Origin of the sequence: Vibrio sp. sp1 (assembly GCF_016920955.1) — a bacterium.
Lineage (GTDB): Bacteria > Pseudomonadota > Gammaproteobacteria > Enterobacterales > Vibrionaceae > Vibrio > Vibrio alginolyticus.
On record NZ_CP060590.1, the window covers coordinates 1713161 to 1737638 of the forward strand.

The following is a 24478-nucleotide window of genomic DNA, read 5'->3' on the forward strand; positions in this document are numbered from 1 at the left end:
AAATGATGAAAAAATTACTTGTCGCAGTTTTATCTGTAGGTGCGTTAGTGACAGGCATTGCGCAAGCTGAGTTGGATAATCCAGGTGGTATTGGAGGTCTAGAATCTTTACGTGGAATGTCTCAATTGGAAGATACGCGTCCAGCAGACGAGTTCAAAGACTTCCCTAAAGATCAAATTGTTGAAGACAGCTATGTTTATCAACCACCGTTGATCCCACACAGCATTCGTCACTACGAAATTTCGTTAAATGCTAACAAGTGTCTTGCATGCCATAGCTGGAAAAATGCAAAAGAGTCAGGTGCGACTAAAATTAGCGTAACGCACTATGTAAACAGAGAAGATGCGGTACTGGCAGATATGTCTCCTCGTCGTTACTTCTGTTTGCAATGTCACGTTCCACAAACGGATGCAAAACCACTAGTGGAAAACGAGTTTAAGGCAGTCGATTCGCTTCAGTAATTGAAACGCGAGTACTAAGAGGTTACTTATGAAAATACTTAAAGCGTTTTGGAAGAGACTGTCGAGCCCGAGTAAAGCTGCCGCTGGTGTGGTTTTATTTCTAGGCTTCGCTGGTGGCCTTCTATTTTGGGGCGCATTCAACACAGGTATGGAAGCAACCAACACAGAAGAATTCTGTTCTGGCTGTCACGCGCCGATCGTTGCTGAAATTCAAGAAACAATTCACTACTCCAACCGTTCTGGTGTTCGTGCGATTTGTTCAGACTGTCACGTTCCTCATGAATGGACGGATAAGATCGTTCGTAAAGTACAGGCATCTAAAGAGCTATTTGCACACTTCGTAACGAAGACGATCGATACGCCAGAGAAGTTCCAAGAGCGTCGTGGACACCTCGCAGAGCGAGAGTGGGCACGTATGAAAAAGAATGACTCTCTTGAATGTCGTAACTGTCATGAGTTTGATTTCATGGATTACTCTCAGCAAGGATCACGTGCGGCAGAACAACACTCCACCGCTCTCGCTTCAGGCGAGAAAACATGTGTAGACTGTCACAAAGGTATTGCGCACAAACTACCAGACATGAGCGGCGTTGAAGGCTGGCACTAAGGAGACTTACCATGAGTACATTAGAATCTGTAATTTGGCATATCCTTGGCTACAGTGCTATGCCAGTGATTATTCTTTCCGGCTTTGTGGCGGTAGCAGCAATCTCTCTCTGGCTGCTGTCATTTGGTAAGGATAAAGAGGTGTAACGTAACGCATCTCTACTCGTCAACTAGCCTATTTGTTGACACTGAGCGCCGAGCAAATGCTCGGCGCTTTTTATTTATTAATCAATGGTACTTGCCAACAACAAACAAGCAATCATACATAAAAAAAGCGACCATAAAGGCCGCTAAGATTTACTGCTATAGGGAGTCGTTTAAGATTCTTTTACTGGCAGAACCTGTTTGACGTATTGTCCTGGCGCCTCATCAATAACCGGATGGTTTTCTGAGCCAATAGGGAAAGGCTCAACTTGCTCTTTAGGGTTGAATTGGAGTAACCACTCGTTCCAGTGTGTCCACCACGATCCCTCTTTGTGTTCCGCGTTATTCAACCACTCATCAGCAGAGTCATCCAAATTATCGTTCAACCAATAACCATACTTATTTTTAGCTGGAGGGTTCACGATGCCCGCAATATGACCAGATTCACCGAGGACAAACGTTTTGTTACCACCCGTGTTCAGCGCACCACGGTAAGTTCCCTGCCATAACGCAATGTGGTCTTCTTTCGTTGACACAAAATAGCTAGGAATTTTGATCTTATTTAGATCAATCCATACTCCACCAATTTTGACGCCTTTATCTTGCACCAGCTTGTTCTCTAAATAGAGCTCGCGAAGCAAGAAATTGTGAGATGCAGCGCTGACGTTGGTGCTATCGCTATTCCAGTACAACAAGTCGAAATCAACCGGACTGTTACCCTTCAAGTAATTGTCGACGTAGTAGTTCCAGTACAAGCTGTTTTCACGCAGTAAACTAAACGTCACGCTTAAGGAACGGCCGTCCATATACCCTTTTGTGTTATTTTGCGCTTCAATTGCACTAACAATGGTGTCATTGATATACGCGCCGACTTCACCTGGTTGAGAGAAGTCGAGCAACGTGGTGAAGAAAGTGGCAGACTTAATGCGCTTCTTCATACGTTTTGCAGCGTAGTAGGCAACCGTGCTTGCTAAAACAGTACCACCGATACAATAACCAGCAGCATTGATTTGCTCTTGTCCTGTTATATCTTCAATTGCAGCGACGGCTTTCACTACGCCTTCTGTCACGTAGTCACCAAACTCTATGTGCGCTTGTGCCTTGCCTGGATTGCGCCAAGACATCATAAATACACTATGCCCCTGCTCTAACAACCATCGAACCATTGAGTTCTTTGCTGTTAAATCAAGGATGTAGTATTTATTGATGAAAGGTGGGACGATGAGCAGCGGCGTCGCATTCACTTTCTCTGTTAGAGGTCGATATTGAATCAACTCAAACAATTCGTTTTGAAAAACCACATTGCCCTGTGTCGTCGCAACGTCATCTCCCACGCGGAATGCATTGTTATTCGTCATACGAATTTTTAAAATGTCTGCGCTCGACTCAACGTCTTCTTTCAACTGCTCTAAGCCTGCCAGTAAGTTTTGACCGTTTTGCTCAAGTGTCAGCTTCAAAAGCTCTGGGTTAGTGGCGATGAAGTTGGAAGGAGAAAGGGCGTTAATGGCTTGGCGAGAGAAAAAAATAATACGTTCTTTCGTCTTTTCATCTAAGCCTTCCAAAGACTCGATGGTGTCCAGATAGGTCTTACTAAATAAAAGGTAGGATTGTTTGATGAAGCTATACATGGCTTCATTTTGCCACGCTTCGTTTGAGAAACGCTTATCCCCTTTTTCAGCTTCGACGATTTGTGCTTGGTTCCCTGCCAATGCAACATTCTGCCAAATTTGCAGCTGCTGTTCCCACCACTGTGCTTGCAGCTTTAAAATCGCAGCAGGCTGATTCGCAGCTTGTTCGAACAGTTTGGCAGTATCCTCAAAGTTCACTTCTTGCATGGCCTTGTTTAAAGGAGAGTTCACGACTGCCTTGTTCACTTCGAAATCATGCCACCACTGATGATTGGTTTCCTGAAGCTTCACAAGATAGTCCGAAAAGAAGTGTTGAAACATAGTCTTACTCCTATATTCGGAAAAAACAACGCCGCCCAAATCTAGGGGCGGCGAGAATCGGACAAATTACGCTGGAGTAACAGTCTTTAGATTTTCCGAAGTCATTTTCTCAACGTCTTCTTTGAACTCTTTTGCAATCGCTTGAAGCTTGTTGCTGTCATCCATCATTTGTTGAGAAAGTTTAGTAAGTACGCTTAGTTGCTGACTGTTGAAAGCAGTCAATGACGTTACGTCTTTGATTTCTGTCGCTGCTTTCATCTGGTTTAGACCCACTTCACTGTATGTGCGAATGGCGTTCAATTGAAGCTCGGTCAACACTTCTACGTTTTTTGTCACTAGCTTGTTGAACTTCAAGTAAGGTTCTAGATTTTTTTCAGTTTGATCGCTAAATGTTTTGAAGAAATCTGTGTACATGGTTTGTCTCCTAGAGAAAGAATTAAAAATGTCCGTTTAAATAATTACTTAACTGTCTTTACAACCACAGCCGTGCCCATGCCGCCGCCCACACAAAGTGAAGCAACGCCATATTGACCATTTTGCTTATGAAGCTCGTGAACCAGCGTGACTAAGATTCGGTTTCCAGATGCACCAAGCGGGTGTCCTAGCGCGATAGCACCACCGTTAAAGTTCGCTTTATCTTGAATCGCGTTAACTGGAACTTGGTTTGTTTCCGCCAACTGATGAATCACGCCAAGTGCTTGCGCTGCAAATGCTTCGTTTAACTCGTAAACGTCGATATCATTTACTGTGAGTTCTGCGTTTTCGAGTGCTTTATTGACCGACTCAACAGGACCTAGGCCCATGATCTTCGGATCAAGACCCGATTGCGCATAGCTTACGATTTCAGCAAGCGGCGTTAATCCATGCGCTTTAACTGCGCTTTCAGACGCCACGATAATCGCACTCGCTCCATCGTTAATGCCTGATGCATTACCCGCAGTCACAGTGCCTTCGCGGTCAAAAGCAGGACGTAGCTTGCTTAAGGCTTCCATTGTCGCGTTCGCTTTTGGGTATTCATCCGTATCAAACATCACGGTTTCACGGCGTTGCTTTACTTCCACTGGCACAATTTCGTCTTGAAATTTGCCAGCTTCGATAGCGGCTACCGCTTTCTGTTGGCTAGACAGCGCGTATTCGTCTTGCTGCTGGCGAGTTAAGCCGATTTGTTTTGCTACGTTTTCTGCCGTCACACCCATGTGATATTGGTTGTAAACATCGGTTAAACCGTCCGCTATGAGCAGATCTTTTAGCTCCAGATTGCCCATTTTGTTGCCATCACGAATGCTGCTTGGTGCAGCAAACGGAATCTGAGACATGACTTCAACACCCGCTGCAACAACGATCTCAGCATCGCCACTACGGATATGGGACACGGCATCCATGACCGTTTTCATGCCACTACCGCAAACCATGTTTACGCCATATGCAGGAACAGATTCAGGAATCCCCGCAAACAGTGCCGCTTGGCGGCCAACACCCATTCCTTGACCTGCACCAACAACGTTGCCAACAATCACTTCGTCAACCTTGTCGCCAGGCAACTTTGCCGCTTCCAACGCGCCCTTAATCGCTACTGCTGCCAGATCGCCAGCAGAAGTATTTTTCAGGCTACCACCAAAAGCACCAATTGGAGTACGCTTCGCCGCTACGATAAATACTTTTTCCATCATCTTCTCTCCTTAGTGCATGTATAAGCCGCCGTTCACCGACAAAGTCTCTCCGGTGATGTAGGCGCCCGCATCGCTGACCAAGAAGCTCACTGATGCTGCAATTTCCTCTGGTGTCGCAAGACGTTTCATTGGAATTTGGTTCGTAATGGATTCCAGCACTTCTGGCTTCATTTGCTCAACCATTGGCGTACCCGTGTAACCCGGAGCGATAACATTAACTGTCACACCCGAGCGAGCACCTTCGTATGCTAAGGCTTTAGAGAAACCGATCATCCCAGCTTTCGCCGCCGAGTAGTTTGCTTGACCAAACTGCCCTTTAAGACCATTGACTGAAGAGATATTGATGACACGACCACCGCCTTTTTCGCACATTGCAGCGAAGAGGGGTTGCGTAACGTTGAATAAACTATTGAGGTTGGTATTGATGACATCATTCCAAGCTTGCGCAGTCATCTTTTTAAACACGCCATCACGTGTGATTCCTGCGTTGTTGACAACAACATCAATGGTTCCCTCCTCCCCAAGCAATTGCGCCAATTTCTCTGCACACTCTGTCGTGTTTGTTACATCCAACTCAAAAAGGCGAACCTGATCTTTGGTAAACCCTTTGCTGTTGAACCACTCCAGTGCACATTCGTAGTTACCTGTGAAATAAGTAGCGATTACACGGTAACCGTCATTGACTAATTGAGAGGAAATAGCAGAACCAATTCCGCCTTTTGATCCAGTGATCAAAGCGACTTTCTTCATTGAAGACTCCATTCTTAACGGCATTTAAAAAGCAAACTTAATACACTGATGAAATAGTTCACCAACTGACGTGTTTATTTATTCTTTTGACAACCAATCCCGTGCTGCCTTTATTTTAAGTTAACCTAGAAATATTACATTTCAAATAAAAAACTCACCCAATTGCATAAGATTGATTTAGATCTCATTACCCGTGAAATGTTATAAAATGGTTAATTTTACATAAGTCATTGTTTTAAATCACACTTCCACAAAAGCCACACCAACAGAAATAGAAACATAATTATTAAATATCATGAACTTACATACAGAATGGTAGAAGTTACATTATGTCATGATTTAAGATCTGAATTTTAAGCCTATATGATTACAACAAACTTGAGATTAGAATAATAATTCAATTATCGGTAAAAATAATTATCAAACATATCATTTAATTACTGCATTTAATGATAATTTAGTTATCAATTCGATTATTTTAATACAATGATGATTAATACCGATAAAATATAATAAATTGAATATATTTAATCTAAAAATGATATAAGAGCTTGTCTCATACTGGTGCAATACGCACTATTATGACGCATAGATTAAAATATAATTTCATTTTAAATTTATATATTCGAAGAACATCAACTAGCTACTAGTGAAAGTAATCGCTCGCTTTGTAGTAGCATCCTTTTCCACTTTGCACTATCTTTGTGGCTTCTCTTTAATCACTAAATCATCAACAGATATGAATCTTGCATTGCTCAGTATGTTCATCCCTACTTTCTTTTTTGTCTCAATCACGCCTGGTATGTGCATGACTCTCGCCCTAACGTTAGGTATGAGTATCGGTTATCGTCGCACGTTATGGATGATGATAGGAGAGCTTCTCGGTGTTGCGCTGGTGTCAGTCTCTGCGGTGTTAGGTATCGCTGCGATTATGCTCAATTATCCTTGGATGTTTATCGCGTTAAAGTTCATTGGTGGCGGTTATTTACTCTATCTTGGAGTTGAAATGTGGCGATCGCGAGGGAAACTTGCGATTAATGTCGACAACTTAGAAACACCAAAGAGTGACAATATCGCACTGATCATGCAAGGCTTCGTTACCGCAATCGCAAACCCAAAAGGCTGGGCATTTATGATTTCTCTTTTACCGCCTTTTATAGACCAAAACGCAGCGCTTGCACCGCAACTGATCATACTTGTCTCCATTATTTTACTGTTTGAGTTCATTTGCATGTCTCTGTACGCTACTGGTGGTAAAGGGTTGAAACACGTATTAGGTCAGTCTAAGAATGTACGTCTAATGAACCGTATCGCAGGCACTTTAATGATGGGAGTTGGTGTCTGGTTGCTACTAAGCTAAGGCAAACTGGAAACAATGAAAAATATTCTGAATAAAATAGCTAAAGTCATGGGTGAAGTATTGGACTTTCAAGCCCGAGTTTGGGTTGTGAACGTCTATAGCGGTGAGCATAAAGGCGAGTCTTATGTCGTTAATGAAGATGCTTTCTCTGTACCTCTTCAGTGGATGAAGAAGAAAGGCTACCAAGAGCCAATGTTGAATAAAGTCGAAGCAATGAAGCGCTCACAAGTCTTAGAGTTCGACTTGGGACTTGTGAAACATCGCTTGATGCGCGTGAAATAAGCACAAAAAAGCGCCACTCAAGATGAGTGGCGCAAGCACTTTTACCTTAAAAATAATGCTACGGCGCAGCGTCGATCTCAACTGGAAGATAATGTTTCGGCTCCAGTTTCAACCACTCAGGCAGCACAGTACCAATCGAAATCGAAGACCATGTCCCCGACAGAACGCCAATAAACATGGCGGTTGAGAAACCAGCCAAAGGCGCTCCTCCCATAATCCATAATGCACCAACAGTGATCAATGTCGTACCAGATGTCACCATAGTGCGTGAAAACGTCGCGATAACAGCTTGGTCATTGATGTCTTCTGTTTTCCAACTCTGTTTCGCAATCAACAGCTCACGGATTCGGTCTGCAATGATGATCGAGTCATTCAATGAGTAACCTAAAATCGCCAGCACAGCAGCAAAAACGGTTAAGTTGAACTCCATTTGAGTAATTGCAAAGAAACCAAGCACTAAGATCACATCATGGGCCAAAGCAAACAGTGAACCACTGGCCAAACGCCACTCAAAACGGAAACACAAGTAACCGAGAATACTCAACACACAAATCAACAATGCTAAGCCACCTTGTTCAAACAAGTCTTGGCCAACTTGAGCGCCAACTATACTGTTGCTGACAACATCAACTTGGTGAGAGATTGGCTTCAACACCTCTTCTACACTTGGCAACGTTTGTCCATCTTCCGGCGCAGAGTAACGAATCACCCAACGGCCATCTTCACCAGAGCGTGTCACTGACGCAGATTCACCAAGCTTTGGTTGCAGAACGTCAAGCAGATCATGGTTAGTTAGCTGCTTATCTACCTTTACTTCTGTCACCATACCACCAGTGAAGTCCAAACCTAGGTTCAACCCTTTAAAGCCTAGAGCGACGATCGCGATCACCGTTAAAATGATGGAAACTAGCGTAGTAAAGTAGCGAATTTTACGAATATTTTGTTTTAGCATTTCGACCATGATTAAACCCTCACATCACGACGGGCATCGCGGCCCCAAATTAAATTGATCATTGCTCGAGAGGCAAATACGCCTGTAAACATACTGGTTAACAAACCTAATCCGAGTGTTAAGGCAAAGCCTTGGATTGGGCCATTACCGATGGCGTACAAAATCACGGCGGTGATCATGGTAGTAATGTTGGCATCAAGGATGGTCGAGAATGCGCTGTCAAAGCCAAGATCAATCGCTTGAGCGAAGCTGCGACCTTCACGCATTTTGTCCTTAATACGTTCAAAGATAATAACGTTGGTGTCTACTGCCATACCGACGGTTAACACTAAACCGGCAATACCCGGAAGCGTTAGAACCGCTCCTGGTAACAAGGCGATTAAGCCAAGCAAACAAAGCATGTTGGCACAAAGCGCCACGTTTGCTACCCAACCTAAGCGGCGGTACCAAAGTGCCATAAAGGTCAGTGTTAGTCCCATACCTAAAGCCAGTGCTGCAAAACCGTTTTCAATGTTTTCTGCCCCCAGAGAAGCACCGATTGTTCGCTCTTCCACAATAGTAACCGGCGCAGTTAGTGAACCCGCACGAAGTAATAGCGCTAACTGCTGTGCATCGTCCATGCTACCTGCCCCAGTAATACGGAACTGGCTACCAAGTTGAGATTGAATAGTTGCGACGCTGATAACGCGCTCACTACGCTCAGTTACACCGCGATCGTTTGTTTTGTACTCTCGGTAAACGGTCGCCATTGGCTTGCCGATGTGAGTTGCTGAGAAGTCACTCATTTTCTTACCACCAGCGTGGTCAAGAGAAATATTTACCTCTGACATGCCCATTTTGTCGACACCAGCACGAGCGTTCACGATGTGCTCGCCCGTTAGAACTGGTCGTTTTGCCAAAATCACAGTACGACCGTCATTATCTTGAAGAACAAGATCTTGGCTGCTGTGTGCTTGGCTCGCATCTTTCACTTCATAAAACGCCAAGCTTGCTGTTGCACCAATAACGTTTTTCGCTTGAGCAGGATCTTGTACACCAGGGAGCTCAATTCGAATGCTCTCTTTACCTTGGCGTTGCACTAGTGCTTCTGTGATACCAAGTTCTTCAATACGACCACGCATGATCTTCAGGTTTTGTTGAAGAGTCGACGATTGAAATTCTTGGATATTTTGTTCACTTGGTTCAAGCACAAAGCCACGAGATGAACTTTTTGAAATCCAGCCCGGGTAGTTTTGACGCAAGAACTTGTTCACTTCCGACAATGCTTGCTCGCTGTCACTGTTTACCGTAATTCGGTTGCCGCTTTCTGCTCGAACTTGCACACCACGAACACGTTGATCACGTAGGTTCGCTTTGATTTCATCAATCAATGCATCACGTTGTTCTTCAAACGCTTTATTCACATCAACATTCAACAAGAACTGAACGCCACCACGAAGGTCAAGACCGAGCTTAATTGGGCTAAAGCCCATCTCATTCAACCATTCTGGCGCAACCGATACGTATGAGAAAGTGATGCTGTCGTCTTTATTTAGCTCTTTGTTTAACAACACACGAGCTTTACTTTGCGCATCTTCACCATCGAATACAATGGTTGTTTTGCCGTCTTTTTCGATGATTTTGTCGGCTGAAATATGGTTGGTTTTTAGCAGTTGATTCAGATGAACAACCGACATTTCACTGTTGTTTTGCTCCGAAAACGTCAACTGGATAGAAGGCTGTTCGCCAAACCAAGTTGGTATAGCACTTAGGGTTAAAATAATGACCGTCGTGATTAATACTACATATTTCCAAGCTGAGTAGTGATTCATCAGCTTTCTGTTCTTTTGCTGCTTTGGTGTTTTTTTCATGTAAACATCATCCCTTCACGATGAAGTGAAGCTTTTAATAACAAGGCTTAACACACGACAGATGCTCCCAGAATAAATTCAGGGTATGAAATGCTCAGAACGCTCACGTCCTGTCGAATACAATCGTCGTGCTAAGAGTGCACAATGGTGCAAATAAATGGTGTTTAGGCAGAAAACTGACTATTGAGTGCGACGTACATGGCATTGGTCTCTTTCCAACCAGAAATGCGATGATCGCTTGTGAAATGATAAAATGTGGACTGGTTGTGACGCCAGTTAATGTCCATCAAGCTGTATGCGTAACCCGCATCAGCGTAAAACGGAGTAGTGAGATCGCCGACAAAATCTACGTGCTCGTCATCAAGCCCTTCCCGTAAGTAAGACGTCCAGCGCTGAGAGTTAAACAAAGCAACGGAATCGAGACTTGCATGGCCTTCAGATACTGGAGATTGAGAGCTTTCTTCTGAGACTTCAGAAAAATCGACGGAAGAGTTTGGCGATACACTTGCGGCTACAAAAGGTTGTAGCTTAGAAAAGTGCGGTACGTGAGCCTTGTGGTCGATTTGCGCAGCAGATACATGCACTGGTAGCAATACCATTGCAAATAGCAGCAAAATCAACTTTCTAAGGTAAATCCAAGACATAGGAACTCACTAAAAACACAAAGAGCCAAGTTAGGTCACTTGACTCGTTGATAGTATTCCTATTGATTATGGTTCACAACTAAAAAGTTATAAATCTCTGATTTCAGGTTTGCATCGTTATTGCATTTATCAAAACGTCTTTAGAGAACTAGTGTAATTGGTCGTGAGTTATCGATAAAAAATATCGCCCTTATCAACATCTAAGTAGATCTTGTTCTCTTGCTCCAAACCGCCACAATAGATGAAGTAAACGTTGCGCTTTTTGAACGTCACAGAACGAACCCAGCCTCCGAGCTCCTCAAAATCACTCGGATCACAGGTTTCATCGTCTAACAATTGCTGTGTTTTCTTACGGAAAATATCCAAGTGAACTTTTAAATCATCCGACTTCTGTAGGTATTCATCCAATATCTCTAAGCGCTCTTGCTCTTTAATAACTGGCTCTGCATCCGATAACCCTTCAGCATTCAACCATTCGGCTTTTTCTTCTCCACCCTCTTCATAGACAAGATAGCCGGAGATTCGGTACCACCCATCTACTTTTTCTAACACCGATACTTTTTCTCCCTTATAGAGCGTATCGACAACTAAAGCATTAGGGTTAGGCTTGTTGTAAACATTGACACGACGCTCAATAACGTAGTACTCGGTAACTTCCGGGGGAACGGCTTCTAAATCCAGAATCGGTTTAGATGTTTCTTTTTGCAGTGACGATTGCTCGACTTGTGTAGCCTTTGGTGCTTCAGGTTCATCTTTCTGCATAAAGAAGAAATAGTATCCAGCCCCCGCTCCGCCGAGCAACAGCATGACAATCAATGCGACGAGAATTTTCTTCATGCCCTTTTCCTTTTCATTCTTTATTCTTATCCCACCAGCAGCACGCATGTCGTAGAAATTTGGGTATATACTCAAAAGAGCAGGTCAACTAACGCGAGCAATAATGATCAACAGACTCAATTGGATACTACTATTTCTTCTGTTCCCGATAACGGGGCACGCCAATATTCAATGTAACCCATCGTCGTGGAATGACAATCTTACCCAATTCAATCGTTTAGAGTCCAATTACAATCAGCATGTTGAGGTATTCAATACACTTTTGACCGAACATAAACAGCGTCAGTTATTGTCCGAAACCTTTTCACTGCATGAGCTCGTGCTACTTTGGCGTGCCAAGTCGAACCAAAATGTGTTCAAAGCGCAATTAAAAGCATCGATTCAATACAAAGAAGAGCTCACAACTAAAGCGAATCAGCTGCTTAAATTGAGCACACAATCCCAATGGTCAGCAAATGGGTGGGAGATACTGGCCCAGAAGTGCCGCGAGTCAAACAAAACAGCCAATCAAATAACTGCGGAATGGTATAACACCAACGCTTTGGAACTTGCTGAAGATTACAAGCGCCTCTCTTCACAATATCAAACTCTGTCACAAGTCTATGATAAAGAAGCCCGAGCGCTTCAATACGCTCAAGATGTTTCGAAGTAAAAACAGAGCCAGTTTTGAATAGACGATGTTGGTTTTTCACTCCAATATTGGACGTTATTCGTGCTTTTTATCTTTCCTTAGTCGTGAATGATATCAAATGTAAATAATGGGATTGCTCCCTTTGACAAACTTGACTAAACCATGACCAAGACAATCAATTTATAGAGACATACGTCACATTAATGCTTTACTTATGGACATTTTTTGGTTAGTTTAGCCATTAATAAAATTTAATAAAAAGTCACATTTGGCTGGAGATGATGCTACAAACATGGTTATCAATCGATTAAGTAACAGGGAATGTCCTAATGCTACCAAAGCCAAGTTTTTGTCAGTAGTTAGGCACGTAAAAGAGTTCGGTTCAATCAGTGATTTGGATCTGTGTAAAATCTTCGGAGAAACAATATGGAGTGATGGGAGGGAATACCATTCAGCCGCGTTCTCATTCAAGGTTGATAGATACACAGGTAACTGTGAAATCTCACAATACAAAAACCAATAAGGCTTAAGAATTTATAAGGCGAAGTCAGGAAACGGACTCCGCTTTTTTGATCATGGCAATCGTAAAGTCGTGCTCGGAGTACCCCTCAATCAATCGTGTATTCGGACACAGCAACCGACAATAGCGAAAGACACCTTCTTTATTGTGCGACGCTAACATTTTCATGCTGGGTAGTTTGGATTCATCCAACAAGTTAAACACACAACCTTTCTCTGTCGCTCGGTACATTTTATCAATCATTTCAATGGTATGATTTGGGTTGGTGGATTGATAGTTCAATGATCCGGAAGCAAAAACAAAGTCGCAACGAGGCAATACCAACGTTGAAAAGTCGCCACATATAAACTTACTTTGCGTACGAAAATCTCGTTTTCTGGCTTCAGAGATAAACTGTTTTTGCTGATCAATGCCAATATAGCTTTGAGGAAGCCCCCCCGTAAGTTCGATAAACGCTAACAAGTCTCCGTAGCCGCACCCAATATCTAAAATACTTGAACCGTCTAACGTTAACCCTCGGCACAACGCCTCAAAACGGCTGATCTGACTATACTTATCTGCCCATCCCAGAGTTCGGGCTCTGTCTTTACCAAACTGTCTATATCGCTTTCGATGATAGTGGGCAATCTTAAGTCTATCGAAAAATTTCATCTTTCTTATGCATAAATCGGCAAACTGCCATTTCCTTTCACTTGTCTAATCGCCAGGTGGGTATGAATATCTTTCACATTTTCTAATCGCTGTAACTTTCTAGTAAATGTTTCATAACCAGCGAGATCTTTACTGACCACCTCTAACAGGTAATCATAGGCCCCTGATACGACATGGCATGAGATCACTTCATCCATCTCAACAACGGCATGTTCAAACTCATCAATCGAAGAAGCTTGGTGGTTATTTAAACTCACTTCAACAAATACAGTCATCGCGATGCCTACAGTGTCTCTGGACACAATAGCTCGATAACCACTTATTACACCTTCCTGCTCCAAACGCTTAATGCGTCTTGCACAAGGTGATGCCGATAGCCCTACTTGGTCAGCAAGTTCTGCCGTTGTCAGAGTGGCATCCTTCTGCATTAGGTTGATAAGTTGCCTGTCAATTTTATCCATTTATTCTTCCGTGCCTTTAATCACCAACAATTAACACTTATACGCAATTTATCACCAACATCAAGCCTAATTACGTCAAACTTTGCCTCCCTTTGGCAAGAGTTTTATTCAACAATTAACACATCATTTACAAATGGACATGTCGATAATGATCTTGGGATACGCAGCTATATTAACGACCTTACTGCTTTGGTCTGGTTTCTTTATTTCTTTAAAAGGGGGCGCAATTTCTGCCTTGCAGCCAGCCGATATCGCGTTAGTTCGCTTTCTAATCCCAAGTATAATTTTATTACCATTTGTGATTAAGCATAAACAGTCGCTGCGCGTAGTGCCTAAACGCTACCTGGTTGGTGTTGTGGTTGGAAGCGGCCTTCCCTATCTTCTGGTCGTCGGAACGGCTATGCATTTCGCTCCCGTGGCGCACGGCAGTGCATTAGTACCTGGCACTTTGCCATTGTTTGTTTCTGCTATCGCGGTACTTTGTTATCAACAGTCGCTGAGTGCTCACCGCTTAATCGGGCTTTCTACGGTGCTGTTAGGGATTTTCGTATTCCTTCTTTCTAATAGCGGCGCAGAGTACAACTGGTCTCAATTACAAGGGCATATCCTGTTTCTAACTGGCAGCATCATGTGGGCTGCTTTCACCATCAGCGCTCGTGTCGCCAATCTTAATGCACACGTCTGTGCAGGATTCGTTGCAATCGCGTCTTTGGCTCTGCTCATCATCGCTGTTGGTTTCGGGTGGGTAGACAGTTATTTGGTGGTAACACCTTTCAGCCAGTGGCCATGGGAGGAGTTATTTGGCCACGCGATGCTACAAGGTGTTGGCGCAGGTTTAATCGCTTCTTTCACTTTCATTTATGCAATTAGGATCATCGGTGCCGAAGCCAGCGCTGCTTTTGGTTCATTAACTCCAGTCGTCGCGACACTTCTTGCCGTTCCAATTTTTGGTGAACAACCAGATTCTCTCACTTGGTTAGCGCTGATGTTGGTCACATGCGGCAGTATTGTGGCAAGCCAAATCTTTATGAAAGATGGAATGAACCAAACTTATCGCCCACCACTTCACAGATAGCGATGATTTTACAAAAACTTATGCCTTACTATCTTGAATAACAAAATGGCGTTTTGATAGCCTCAGCTTAACTAAAAAATTAAAACGCCAATGTGATGCCAGCCACTCATACTAAAGATGAACTGCATAGGTTTCTCAAACCGGGAATGAAGCTTTCTACTAATTTCGAATTTGGGCCTAAGGATCAATATACGTATTCCACCACCTATCTGGGGATGAAAGAAAATGCTTATTTGATTCTTGATATACCAATGCGTTTGCTTGAAGAGCAAGTGATGAGAAAACTCCCCAACGCCGATGTCATCGTGCGTGGTGTATCAGATACGGAGTTAGGCCATGTCATTGCGTTTAAGTCCAGCGTGCTGACGACGACCGTTCGACCATCCCCCCTTTTGTTTATCCGCATTCCAGGAACATTTGCAACCAAACCAGTTCGGGAACATGAGCGTTACAAGTTGCAAATGGACTGTAACGTTATTCATGCAGGGAATGTCTACGACGGTAGCCTTATCGATTTCTCTCTAGCAGGTGTTGGTATATCAACCTTGATTGAGCCCGAATTCAACGTGGGTGAGAGTGTTACCATCGAATGCCCGTTAAGCCACTATATCGGAGAAGAAAATCGATGTGTCATTGCCAACATTAAGAAATTGGTGAAGGGATGGGTAGTTGGAATTAAGTTTGCCAGTCCCATTGAGATGACTCACGAACTAAAAACAGAGTTACTGGAGCAATCCTTTCTAACCAGTAACGTCTGAACTTACTGCTCGCTAAAGCGCGTCGCCTCAAAGCTGTTGAGTATTCTGTGAACCGTATAGGTCACAAGCAGCGTCGCAACAATAGCAAACAAAATACTGCTCACGCGATACAGCGCACTGAACATTAAGTCACCATCCGGAGTAAGATATTGGCCGAACAAAATGCCTAATGTGGTTAAACCGCCAAATCCGGCTCCCGAACCGCTAGACTCTTTCACGTGCATATAACTGAACATCATAGCCCCAATCCAAAGCAATGGGACGATAAACAATAAGGTATCCGACCAATCGTATAATACAAGTTGTCCGACAATACCAAAGGTCACCCCCATCAAGGTCCCCATTGCTCTTTTTCGCGCATACCCTAAAGCACCGTTCCAATGCATAGGAAACAATAAAAGTAAGGTTGTCGCCTGAGCAGACATAGAGTCACTGAGGTCAAATAGCTGGAATACAAGGAAAGACATTGTAGCGATACTCGCCCCCATAAGGGCTTCATGACGCATGCGATGACTCTGTTTAGGCTGCGACGGTTTCGCTGGTGGCTGACGAGGTTCCGCATCGGGAATCAAAAATGTCACCACATAAGCAACGATCACTGAAATAACATTCGCTTGCAGATTGCTAAAGATTAGGTCATTTAAGTCAGTGGTTGGATAACTCGCAAAGTGCAGCATGATGCTTAAGCTCAGTACGCTGTTCGCTCCAAATAAGAATAAGCTCCCTTTTGACATACAGGCGAATTTATACAGGAACAACCCGAATGCAATGATTGTCATCATGCCTGGGTGCCCACCAAATAACCCACCAAGCACACCAACTTCTAATCCACACACAACCGCTGAAAAAATCAGTTGTCGTGCGGCATGTAGACTCATGACTGGCACCATTCCAAGTAACAGCATCGGGGTTACAGTAAAGAATACGCCATAGTTCCAACCAAATACTTTACATAAAGTGAAACCAATGGTCGCACCAGTTGCAATGCGCAAACACTGACGGAAGTCGTTTTCCGACATGGGGTGGTCCCATAACTTCATATCGCCTCCTCGTTAATAAATATAATGAAGAAGACTCAAGAATTGGATCTGGCACCTCGCTAACCAACCAGATAATGAGTTTTCTGGCAACAACTGCACGGTTGCTCGTGCCCCTGCTGGAAATGCGCGCTGCTGAGGTTCATCGATAGCTAAATGTAAACGTAAGCGCTGCGCGTCTCTCACCCAACGGTTTGAGTCAGTTGGTGTTGCTAAGCGACCGTCCGCATCGAATTGACCCGAGCTGACCCCGGCATCCACACTCGTAATACGAGCTTCAAATACATCACCAGGTAAGCTATCAAAAGCCACTAACGCACGGCTGTTCTGATTAAAGTGTCGTAAACTCTTTTCACGAAAGTCGGCAATGATATCCACGTCATCGGAGACTAAAGCGACAAGAGGTGTACCAGCTGCCGCATAGGCCCCCGTCTCCAGCTGCAAGTTAGCGACAACGCCATCATGTTCCGCCGAGACTTGAGTGTAAGACAGATTAAGTTCCGCTTGTTTTAGCTGGTTTTGCGCCACGCGGATATTCACATTCGTTGCGCCTAAATCACCGCGGTTTACTTCCAACTCTTTTAAACGAGCACGTGCGGCCAGTAAGTTCGCTTTAGCTGCCGTTGCACTGCTCTGTGCGTCATCGCGCTGCTGTTGCGAAGTACCATTACGGTGAAACAGGGTATTAAGACGTTTTGCTTCGCGAACTTTTTGTTCCGCCACGATTTTACTCGCTTCAACGTCTGCTTTTGCCGCAGCAATAGAAGCATCAAGTTGTTCGTTGTTTTGAATCACACGCTCAAGGTTAAGTTGAGCCTTTTCTACGGCAAGCTGATAAGGCTGGGGATCAATCTGAAATAGTAGATCGCCTTGGCTTATTTCTTGGTTGTTGGCAACATAAAGATGTGTAATCTGCCCACTCACACGGGGGGCCACTTTAGTTACCACACGCGTTGCCATTGCCTGAGGCGTCAACGGCATGGCGAGATCTGCAACTAGAAAATAGGCAAAGACAAGGACAAACGCGACGCAAGAATATTTGATCCAACGTGCGAATTTTTGATCTGGAGTCATAGGCGTTTACTTCTCTTTTAATTCGGTTTTCTGACTTATTCGCTAAGTGAATCAAGCGCATTGTGAGCAATCTGATCAAGAATCAATGAAAGCTGCTGAAGTTCCTGGTCGTTGATGTCCGTTAGGAGCTTGCTTCGAACTTGAAGAATTCGATCCTCCATTTGCTTTAGTAGGGTTTTCCCCTCTTCTGTGAGGCTAACAATACGTGCTCGCTTATCGTGTTCACAGCAATAGCGAACGATCAGAGATTGCTCTTCTAATAATTTTAATGTTCGCATCAACGACGCTAACTCGATCTCAAGCGCTTCAGCCAAATGCTTCTGACTGATGTTGTCACCCATTCGATAAAGCTTCCATAACGCAGTCCAACGCGGATACGTTAGGTTTAAAGGCTCTAACTCGCGATCTGCAACCATTTTCCACAAACGAGCAACACGAGATAATTTTTCAGCCAGAGAAAGGTCTCGCAAACTGTTGATGTCTTGAATCATAAGATCTACTCAATTACTTAGCGTGCTAAGCAATATAAAATAGTTAGCACGCTAAGTAAATATCTTTTTGTGATTGAAATCACATTGGGTGTGTCAGTGAAGGGGCAGAAATCTAAGTAACACAACACTATGTTTGAATTTGAAATGCAGCGATGTACACAACAAACGTCGAGACCAATAAAGTCTGATTTGTATAAGAGTAAAAGGGTCAGATACAAAAAAGCACAACCCACAGTCATGGTGTTGTGCTTTTCAGATAATGAATAATTGGGTTATCTCGTAGTGAGCCAATTATTCATGTTCGCTCGACTAAGAACCGCTGCTTAAAATCCACAAATGCTTCATGGAGCGCATTTTCTTTAATCGGCTTGAGAAGCACGTAATTCGCACCCGATTCCATAAAGGCGTCACTGGTTTCTTTCGCGGTGTCAGCAGTACACGCATAAATTGGCGTGCCTAGTTTTAGCTTTTGTCGGATCTCTTTGGTCGTTTCAATTCCACCAAGATGCGGAAGTTGGTTGTCCATCAGTATCAAATCGTAAGTATGATCTTTTAAGAATTCCATTGCTTCTAACCCATCTTTCGCCCAATCAACCTGCATTTTGTACTTGTTACAAAACGCTTTTAGAATGAATGCGTTAGTATGGTTATCCTCTACCAACAACACTTTGAGACTCTCTGCAAATAGTTCACCAGGCTTAACACGCAAACTCGAATCAAGAGGGGTGAGTACTCGCTCACGATCTTTCACTGGCATTGTAATGACAAAAGTCGTTCCTAAGCCTTTCTGACTGCGGACTTGAACATCACCTTCCAGCATGTCGACAAGGCTCTTCACAATGGTCAGCCCTAAGCCACTGCCGCCGTATTCTCGAGTCGTTGTTGCTTCTTCTTGAACAAAAGGTTCGAACATTTGGTCGAGTTTGTCAGACTCGATGCCGATACCTGTATCCGTAATTTCCACGACCAGCACGCTATTGTCAGCACCATAGAACTGCTCCAGTTCCGCATGCAAGCGCACGCTACCCGAGGGCGTAAACTTCACAGAATTACTGACTAGGTTGAATAAAATTTGGTTCAGACGAACTTGGTCAGTAAAGATTTCAACATTGGGATCTATTTTGTTTTCAATGACAAGGTTGACACCTTTACTTTCACAAATAGGACGATAAATGTTTTCTAACGTTCGAATTGTATCAGTGAAAGAAAACGGGTGCTTTTGGATATTAAACTTACCCTGCTCAATCTTCGAAAAGTCCAAAATATCATTCAAAACAGCAAGTAAGTGCTCACCACTATGCCGAAGTACGTCAATTTGGTTATTCTGCTCTTCTGTTTCCACAGAGTCTTTTAGCAATTGAGCAACCCCTAAAATTCCATTGATTGGCGTTCGGATCTCATGGCTCATTTTAGCCAGAAAGTCGGCACGGGCTTGAGCAGATTTTTCCGCTTCTTTGCGCGCCAAGTTACTCTGTTTTTCCGCCTCAATAAGTGTGGTTATATCCTGACCTTGAACAATAATACCGCTAATATCTCCATCAACTCGAATCGGCGATAAGTTCCAGCGATATACTTTGTCTCCAATTGGCACATTAACGCCTGTCAACGTAGCTCCCTGAGCCGCCATGCGAAGGTGTGGCATCAACTTTTCTTTGAAACCTTTGAACACTGGGTGCATGGTTTCAACATCGTTTTCCATGACTAACTCTTTGCGTGCTGCCGGATTGATTTGGACAAGTACACCCGATTCAGACCACACCATAATAGGTGATAACGCAAAGTTAAACAGGTCGCGGAAAGAGCGCTTTTGTGCTTCAAGCTCTTCAAAAGTGTTTTCTAGTGTCGAACCAATATGATCGAATTCCTCAATATCTGACCCCTCAAAACGCTCAAATCCTTTTTCTTCACGAGCCGAGCGGGTATATGCCATCAGGGATCCTAACTCTTCAACTACTCGATTCTCGATCCATTCTTTAGTCATCAGCGCAATCATGACCATACCGATAACTGAGGCTAGCATTGCTAGCAGGTGTTGGATTTGCAATGTCACCACGCTCTGATTGTCTTGCACAGTAAGCAAGCACAAGTCAGTCTCGGCGGCATTTACCTCAATAGGGGTTTTGATGATCAATAATTGGTCAAGCTTGTGCTGGGACTCTCGTCGTTTGAGTACGTCAAATATTTGATAAGCCTCATCTCCTACTAATGAGCTTGCCAATGGTGTGTTGTTAGCGACCAACACAACATTGTCGACGTTGCCTTCATTTTTTAACCTTTCCATCAACCCAAAGTTATTATCTAAAACAACAACATTGTAAGAGTACCCCATCACTTCACCGGTTTTAGGTTGTAAAACGGGTACGCGACGAAGTAACAGATGGCGAGTTCCCATCGGGGTCTGTGAGGGTAGATAATACCAGTTGTTGCTAAAGGTCACCTGACTGGCAAGTCGGCTAAGTATCAGATTGTTGATGCCATAGAAATGCGCGTTGCCATCGTCCCAAATAATACCTTGATGATCGGTTAGGAAACGAAACTCTGGTGTATGGGAAGGATCACTCTGGTCAATACTCATGAAAAAGTAATTGAGTGCCTCTTCATCACGTTCTGTATAAAAATCCAATACAACATCACTTTTCGAATTGCTGTTGTGATGAATCTGAATCGCTGCAAAATGGCTATCAAAAATGTTCAGGATCAGGGCAGAGGTCTGCTGCTTGGTTCGGTCGACTTCCTGCCAAATAATCTGCTTCGAGAAGTAATAACTCTGAACAAAGATGCCTAGAATGATCGGAGCAAGTACGAGAATAATTATTTTGGTAATAAGCGTCGACAGTGAGCGACGCTTTCTTGTTTTTGATGTAGTTGTCATCAATTATCTGAGTATCTAAATGCACGTTTTCTTAATGCTTCAATTCTTTCTGGAGAGTCCGATTTGGTAACGACTTCAAAATCACCAGAGTAAACGGTGGGAACTGGCTTTCCTTCTAAATCCCACTTAATGGCCTCAGCCATTGCAATACCTGTATCATCGTTCATACGCATAACGGTAACGTCTAACTCCCCTTTAGAAAGCGCCTCTAACTCTGCTGAACCGCCGCCCCAACCATTGATCATGACATCATCACGACCTAACTCTTTAAGAGCGTCAACAGCACCTAATGCTACATCGGTAGAACACGCGTAAATGAAGTCAACGTCCGGATACTTCTCCAAACTGGCTTTTGCAGCTTCATACCCAGATTGCTTTGTTGCTTTGGTGTAGTAAGCAGATTGTAGTTCAAATTGATTATCGCGGTTCACTTGGTTGATAAAAGTGTTGCCTCTGATGTCACTAATGTAGCCCTCTGAGAAGTAGAGAACACTATAGTGGCTATGTTTAGGGAAACGCTTGCCAAACTCAACGGCCAATTCACGACTTCCTTCTGCGTGGTCGAAACCAACATAAAGAAACGGCTGATGATGTTCCCAATCCCTAACAGGTGTGGTGATATTTTGTAAAATTAACTTGGTTTTCTTTGAATCTAAGACATGCTCAACAAACTTACGATGTCTTGTGGTATCTAGAGTAAAGATCAAGTAATCGGAGTTGCTTTTCAGCGCCTCCATTAAAGACAAACTTTGCTGCTTTATATCTGCATTAGGACGAGTAAACACTTGATTTAGTTGATAGTCGATATCAAGCTTATCTAGGCGTTTTTCAAACGCATCGATGTTTCGAATCCAATAATCAGAGATCTGCTGCCCTGGATAAACAACAGAAATTTTCAGTGGACGCTTTTTGTCTTTTGCTACGGGTACAGGGGTTTCTCTTACCACTTCAGCCAACGCACTAGTTAACTGCTTCTGTTGTGGAAACTGGTCTAAAAACTCTTGATATGCCCAATACCCATTAAGAACTTGGGTGGCCTGCACATTCGGCGCAAAAGCGGCCATTGAAATCAGGGAGAATACTAACGCTTTTTTCATCTACTGCTCTTTTAGCTTTTTTATGAGCCTAATTCAGCTCTATTCATTACCTAGCCGAGTCATCCTATACTCTTGTAATCTACCTTCCTCTTAGTGCCTGTTTCAATAGTAAATTGGTTCTTGGTCTGAGTGGATGCAAATAAAGTACATTGAGTCGCTTCCTTTGTCTCGATAACGTAGAGACATTTCGCGCTTTTCATATTCAGGACCTTTAAACAGAACACCAGCCCATTATGCGTCAGTTTATTCCTACATGGTACTCCAAAAACAAAAAGAAACCGCCAATGTGACATAGGCGGTTTCCGTGTATCTTTGCGTAGCAAGGGCTTATCAGAGTGCCACTATCTCTAACATCATTTGTTGATGTTCGTCGACGACAATATTTGCTTTTGACATAACGAGCAGCTCTTTTTTCGCTTTAGTTAGTTGCTTAATATAGTACTCTGCTCGCATGGCAAGCGTCTTTGAGTCAAAATCCGATGACCATTCCAATACCAAAGGGCCTTTTCCCTTCAAAGCTTTCGCTCCTTTTCCGGTTTGGTGCTGATTGAATCTTCGTTCAACATCATTGGTAACACCACAATACAACGCGTTGCGGTTATTTCGTATCAGGTAGACACTCCAACGCTGCGTTGTATTTTCCATCATGAAAGCAGTGACTCAACCTTAGCTTTTAATTCATCCAGCTCTTCTTTCAGCTGAGCGACTTCGAGCTCTAGCTGACTTACTCGATCGGAGCTCGAGCTTGCAGCAGACACAGGCGCTGCAAGTTCGGACGCATCAACATCACCACAGAACAAATGCATATAACGCGACTCCCGCTTACCAGCCTCACGTGGTAATTTGACCACTAATGGTCCTTTCTCTTCACTTGCTAAATGCTCAAGGACCGTTTCCACTTCTTTTACATCATGAAATGTCGCGAGACGATTAGTACGAGTACGAATTTCCCCAGGTGTTTGAGCACCGCGCAAAAGCATACAGCATACAATGCCCTTCTCCTGCTCTGTCAGCTTTAAATCACCAAATTCCGTATTACAGAAACGGTGTTGATACTTGCTGACGCGGCTGTTGAACGCACTTTCGTCACTGACGAGCCTGCGCTCAATAAGAGCATCAACGGCATCGAGAACGTCTGACTCAGAGAGTGACATCACGGGATCACGGTTGCTTTTTTGATTACACGCGTTGGTTAATGCGTTTAGGCTGAGGGGGTAAAGATCTGGGGTAGTGACTTCTTTTTCGATCAAGCAACCAATAACTCGTGCTTCAATTGCCGTTAGCTCAACTTTCATAATGCATTTCCTTATTATTTTTGCATTTGACTTTGTACCTAAATCGCTTCGAAATCATACGCCATAAATTCACACAGCAGTGCAAGAAGCGTTAGCGGTTCAGGTGTTGGTGTCAGGCTAAAGCATAGCGTAAGACCTGACACCCCTTACGAATAGGGTCAGGTATCAATGCTCCGAGAGAATCGGCACTCTCGTCAAATTGCCATCTTGGTCGACCATCATTATTTTTGAACGATTAAGCTCAACTTCGATGATTTCGAGTTGCTCACGGGCGTTGATATACGCCGTTTTTAACTTTTCAGCCACAGAGCGAGTGACTTGCTCATTATCTTGACTATTTACTTGCTCCGCAGTGTTACCAGAGTCCATATCAAGTTCATCATTTTGCATTCAATGGTGTTGATAATATAGTGAAGGCCACGTTATGACAATGAATCGATGGATTCTACGATGTTGGCCAAAACTCGAAGAAAGCAGCACGATTATATGTACACAGCGCAATTGGTTGAGAAATGTTCAACTCTGCATTGCTATTGATCTAAAGACTGTTATGCCACTGGATGTTGTGCTTTAATCGAGGAAGATATTCATAAAATTAGGAAAGAGAACTATGAGTAGCGTATTTGAAATCGTTAACCAAGCTCGTCGTAAAAACAAACTAAAACGTGAGCTTCTTGATAACGAGAAGAAAGTTCGTGATAACCGCAAACGTGTTGATCTTCTAGAAAACCTTCTAGACTACATCAAACCAGAAATGACTCACGATGAAATCGTCGCAATCATCAAAAATATGAAAGCAGACTATGAAGATCGTGTAGATGACCACATCATTAAAAGCGCTGAGATCTCTAAAGCACGTCGTGACATCAGCCGTCGCATTCGTGAGCTGACTGAAGAAGACAAGCAAACTAGCGGCAAAAAATAAACGCGTAAGCTAGATTTTCGAACCCCGAGCAAGAATATCTTCCTCGGGGTTTATTTTTGTCTCTAAACTAACCGCCGTGTACAATC

At 43.5% G+C, this 24478-nt stretch carries 28 protein-coding genes; 10 read left to right on the forward strand and 18 right to left on the reverse strand.

Annotated elements, in window-relative coordinates; translation table 11 throughout:
- Positions 1-5 precede the first annotated feature (5 nt).
- Genes H9L11_RS22905 through H9L11_RS22915 form a run of 3 tightly spaced genes read left to right on the forward strand, consistent with a single transcriptional unit; the run spans position 6 to position 1214 of the window.
- On the forward strand, positions 6-461 hold the full coding sequence (locus H9L11_RS22905; protein ID WP_005389061.1) for a nitrate reductase cytochrome c-type subunit: 456 nt from the start codon (positions 6-8) through the stop codon (positions 459-461).
- 28 nt (positions 462-489) lie between these two features.
- A complete protein-coding gene (locus H9L11_RS22910) occupies positions 490-1068 on the forward strand; it encodes a NapC/NirT family cytochrome c (protein WP_005373542.1) in 579 nt (192 codons plus the stop codon).
- Between the two features lie 11 nt (positions 1069-1079).
- Positions 1080-1214, forward strand: a complete 135-nt coding sequence (locus H9L11_RS22915; RefSeq protein WP_005373546.1) for a TIGR02808 family protein — start codon at positions 1080-1082, stop codon at positions 1212-1214.
- A 170-nt stretch (positions 1215-1384) separates the two neighbouring features.
- Here H9L11_RS22915 and phaC read toward each other — a convergent pair whose 3' ends face one another.
- The 4 genes from phaC to H9L11_RS22935 all read right to left on the reverse strand — a co-directional run bounded on the left by phaC (position 1385) and on the right by H9L11_RS22935 (position 5580).
- Entirely contained in the window at positions 1385-3160 is a 1776-nt protein-coding gene (phaC, locus tag H9L11_RS22920; protein WP_205391223.1) for a class I poly(R)-hydroxyalkanoic acid synthase, read from the reverse strand.
- A gap of 66 nt (positions 3161-3226) precedes the next feature.
- Positions 3227-3574, reverse strand: a complete 348-nt coding sequence (locus H9L11_RS22925; RefSeq protein ID WP_005373550.1) for a phasin family protein — start codon at positions 3572-3574, stop codon at positions 3227-3229.
- A gap of 44 nt (positions 3575-3618) precedes the next feature.
- Positions 3619-4827: an acetyl-CoA C-acetyltransferase gene (locus H9L11_RS22930; RefSeq protein WP_033906557.1), complete on the reverse strand. Its 1209-nt coding sequence runs from the start codon at positions 4825-4827 to the stop codon at positions 3619-3621.
- Between the two features lie 12 nt (positions 4828-4839).
- The gene (locus H9L11_RS22935) at positions 4840-5580 is read right to left on the reverse strand and encodes an SDR family oxidoreductase (protein WP_005373555.1); all 741 of its coding nucleotides are present in this window, start codon (positions 5578-5580) and stop codon (positions 4840-4842) included.
- 739 nt (positions 5581-6319) lie between these two features.
- Between H9L11_RS22935 and H9L11_RS22940 the strand changes: the two genes are divergently transcribed.
- Together H9L11_RS22940 and H9L11_RS22945 are read left to right on the forward strand one after the other, a co-directional pair.
- On the forward strand, positions 6320-6940 hold the full coding sequence (locus H9L11_RS22940; protein WP_021035942.1) for a LysE family translocator: 621 nt from the start codon (positions 6320-6322) through the stop codon (positions 6938-6940).
- 15 nt (positions 6941-6955) lie between these two features.
- On the forward strand, positions 6956-7222 hold the full coding sequence (locus H9L11_RS22945) for a hypothetical protein (protein WP_005373566.1): 267 nt from the start codon (positions 6956-6958) through the stop codon (positions 7220-7222).
- A 58-nt stretch (positions 7223-7280) separates the two neighbouring features.
- Here the strand turns inward: H9L11_RS22945 and secF are convergent, their stop codons facing one another.
- The 4 genes from secF to H9L11_RS22965 all read right to left on the reverse strand — a co-directional run bounded on the left by secF (position 7281) and on the right by H9L11_RS22965 (position 11505).
- Positions 7281-8183, reverse strand: coding sequence for a protein translocase subunit SecF (gene secF / locus H9L11_RS22950; RefSeq protein WP_005373567.1), 903 nt, complete (start codon positions 8181-8183; stop codon positions 7281-7283).
- A gap of 2 nt (positions 8184-8185) precedes the next feature.
- Positions 8186-10024, reverse strand: coding sequence for a protein translocase subunit SecD (gene secD / locus H9L11_RS22955; protein WP_017635185.1), 1839 nt, complete (start codon positions 10022-10024; stop codon positions 8186-8188).
- Positions 10025-10188: 164 nt separating this feature from the next.
- Positions 10189-10668 (reverse strand): hypothetical protein, encoded by a 480-nt coding sequence (locus H9L11_RS22960; RefSeq protein ID WP_033906372.1) that lies wholly within the window; start codon positions 10666-10668, stop codon positions 10189-10191.
- 168 nt (positions 10669-10836) lie between these two features.
- Positions 10837-11505, reverse strand: a complete 669-nt coding sequence (locus H9L11_RS22965; protein ID WP_005385650.1) for an SH3 domain-containing protein — start codon at positions 11503-11505, stop codon at positions 10837-10839.
- A gap of 103 nt (positions 11506-11608) precedes the next feature.
- Here H9L11_RS22965 and H9L11_RS22970 point away from each other — a divergent pair, with 103 nt between their 5' ends.
- The gene (locus H9L11_RS22970; RefSeq protein ID WP_017635183.1) at positions 11609-12157 is read left to right on the forward strand and encodes a hypothetical protein; all 549 of its coding nucleotides are present in this window, start codon (positions 11609-11611) and stop codon (positions 12155-12157) included.
- 271 nt (positions 12158-12428) lie between these two features.
- Positions 12429-12659: a hypothetical protein gene (locus tag H9L11_RS23690; protein ID WP_080276950.1), complete on the forward strand. Its 231-nt coding sequence runs from the start codon at positions 12429-12431 to the stop codon at positions 12657-12659.
- Between the two features lie 24 nt (positions 12660-12683).
- Here the strand turns inward: H9L11_RS23690 and H9L11_RS22975 are convergent, their stop codons facing one another.
- Together H9L11_RS22975 and H9L11_RS22980 are read right to left on the reverse strand one after the other, a co-directional pair.
- Positions 12684-13307 carry a class I SAM-dependent methyltransferase gene (locus H9L11_RS22975; RefSeq protein WP_005373579.1) on the reverse strand — a complete coding sequence of 208 codons (624 nt, stop codon included), beginning with the start codon at positions 13305-13307 and terminating at the stop codon, positions 12684-12686.
- A 5-nt stretch (positions 13308-13312) separates the two neighbouring features.
- Positions 13313-13768, reverse strand: coding sequence for an Lrp/AsnC family transcriptional regulator (locus H9L11_RS22980; protein ID WP_005373581.1), 456 nt, complete (start codon positions 13766-13768; stop codon positions 13313-13315).
- Between the two features lie 148 nt (positions 13769-13916).
- Between H9L11_RS22980 and H9L11_RS22985 the strand changes: the two genes are divergently transcribed.
- Positions 13917-14843 (forward strand): DMT family transporter, encoded by a 927-nt coding sequence (locus H9L11_RS22985; protein ID WP_025767932.1) that lies wholly within the window; start codon positions 13917-13919, stop codon positions 14841-14843.
- A 95-nt stretch (positions 14844-14938) separates the two neighbouring features.
- Positions 14939-15601: a flagellar brake protein gene (locus tag H9L11_RS22990; RefSeq protein ID WP_017635180.1), complete on the forward strand. Its 663-nt coding sequence runs from the start codon at positions 14939-14941 to the stop codon at positions 15599-15601.
- A 2-nt stretch (positions 15602-15603) separates the two neighbouring features.
- On the opposite strand, the gene H9L11_RS22995 is transcribed toward H9L11_RS22990, so the two are convergent.
- From H9L11_RS22995 to H9L11_RS23030, 8 genes are all read right to left on the reverse strand, one after another.
- Positions 15604-16641: a DUF2955 domain-containing protein gene (locus H9L11_RS22995; protein ID WP_017635179.1), complete on the reverse strand. Its 1038-nt coding sequence runs from the start codon at positions 16639-16641 to the stop codon at positions 15604-15606.
- A 12-nt stretch (positions 16642-16653) separates the two neighbouring features.
- Positions 16654-17712 (reverse strand): HlyD family secretion protein, encoded by a 1059-nt coding sequence (locus H9L11_RS23000; RefSeq protein ID WP_017635178.1) that lies wholly within the window; start codon positions 17710-17712, stop codon positions 16654-16656.
- Between the two features lie 35 nt (positions 17713-17747).
- On the reverse strand, positions 17748-18203 hold the full coding sequence (gene slyA, locus H9L11_RS23005) for a transcriptional regulator SlyA (RefSeq protein WP_205391224.1): 456 nt from the start codon (positions 18201-18203) through the stop codon (positions 17748-17750).
- A 295-nt stretch (positions 18204-18498) separates the two neighbouring features.
- Positions 18499-21075: a quorum-sensing autoinducer 2 sensor kinase/phosphatase LuxQ gene (luxQ, locus tag H9L11_RS23010; RefSeq protein WP_017635176.1), complete on the reverse strand. Its 2577-nt coding sequence runs from the start codon at positions 21073-21075 to the stop codon at positions 18499-18501.
- On the reverse strand, positions 21075-22172 hold the full coding sequence (locus H9L11_RS23015) for an autoinducer 2-binding periplasmic protein LuxP (RefSeq protein ID WP_005385634.1): 1098 nt from the start codon (positions 22170-22172) through the stop codon (positions 21075-21077). Before H9L11_RS23015 ends, luxQ begins: the two co-directional genes overlap by 1 nt.
- 330 nt (positions 22173-22502) lie before the next feature.
- On the reverse strand, positions 22503-22820 hold the full coding sequence (locus H9L11_RS23020) for a GIY-YIG nuclease family protein (protein WP_005373593.1): 318 nt from the start codon (positions 22818-22820) through the stop codon (positions 22503-22505).
- Complete coding sequence (locus H9L11_RS23025; protein WP_005373594.1) at positions 22817-23467, reverse strand: YceH family protein; 651 nt, start codon at positions 23465-23467, stop codon at positions 22817-22819. The genes H9L11_RS23020 and H9L11_RS23025 overlap by 4 nt, the downstream gene beginning before the upstream one ends.
- 165 nt (positions 23468-23632) lie before the next feature.
- Positions 23633-23857: a hypothetical protein gene (locus H9L11_RS23030; RefSeq protein ID WP_005385630.1), complete on the reverse strand. Its 225-nt coding sequence runs from the start codon at positions 23855-23857 to the stop codon at positions 23633-23635.
- Positions 23858-24077: 220 nt separating this feature from the next.
- On the opposite strand from H9L11_RS23030, the gene H9L11_RS23035 reads away from it, so the two are divergent.
- Positions 24078-24392 (forward strand): DUF496 family protein, encoded by a 315-nt coding sequence (locus tag H9L11_RS23035; protein ID WP_005373603.1) that lies wholly within the window; start codon positions 24078-24080, stop codon positions 24390-24392.
- Positions 24393-24478 lie beyond the last annotated feature (86 nt).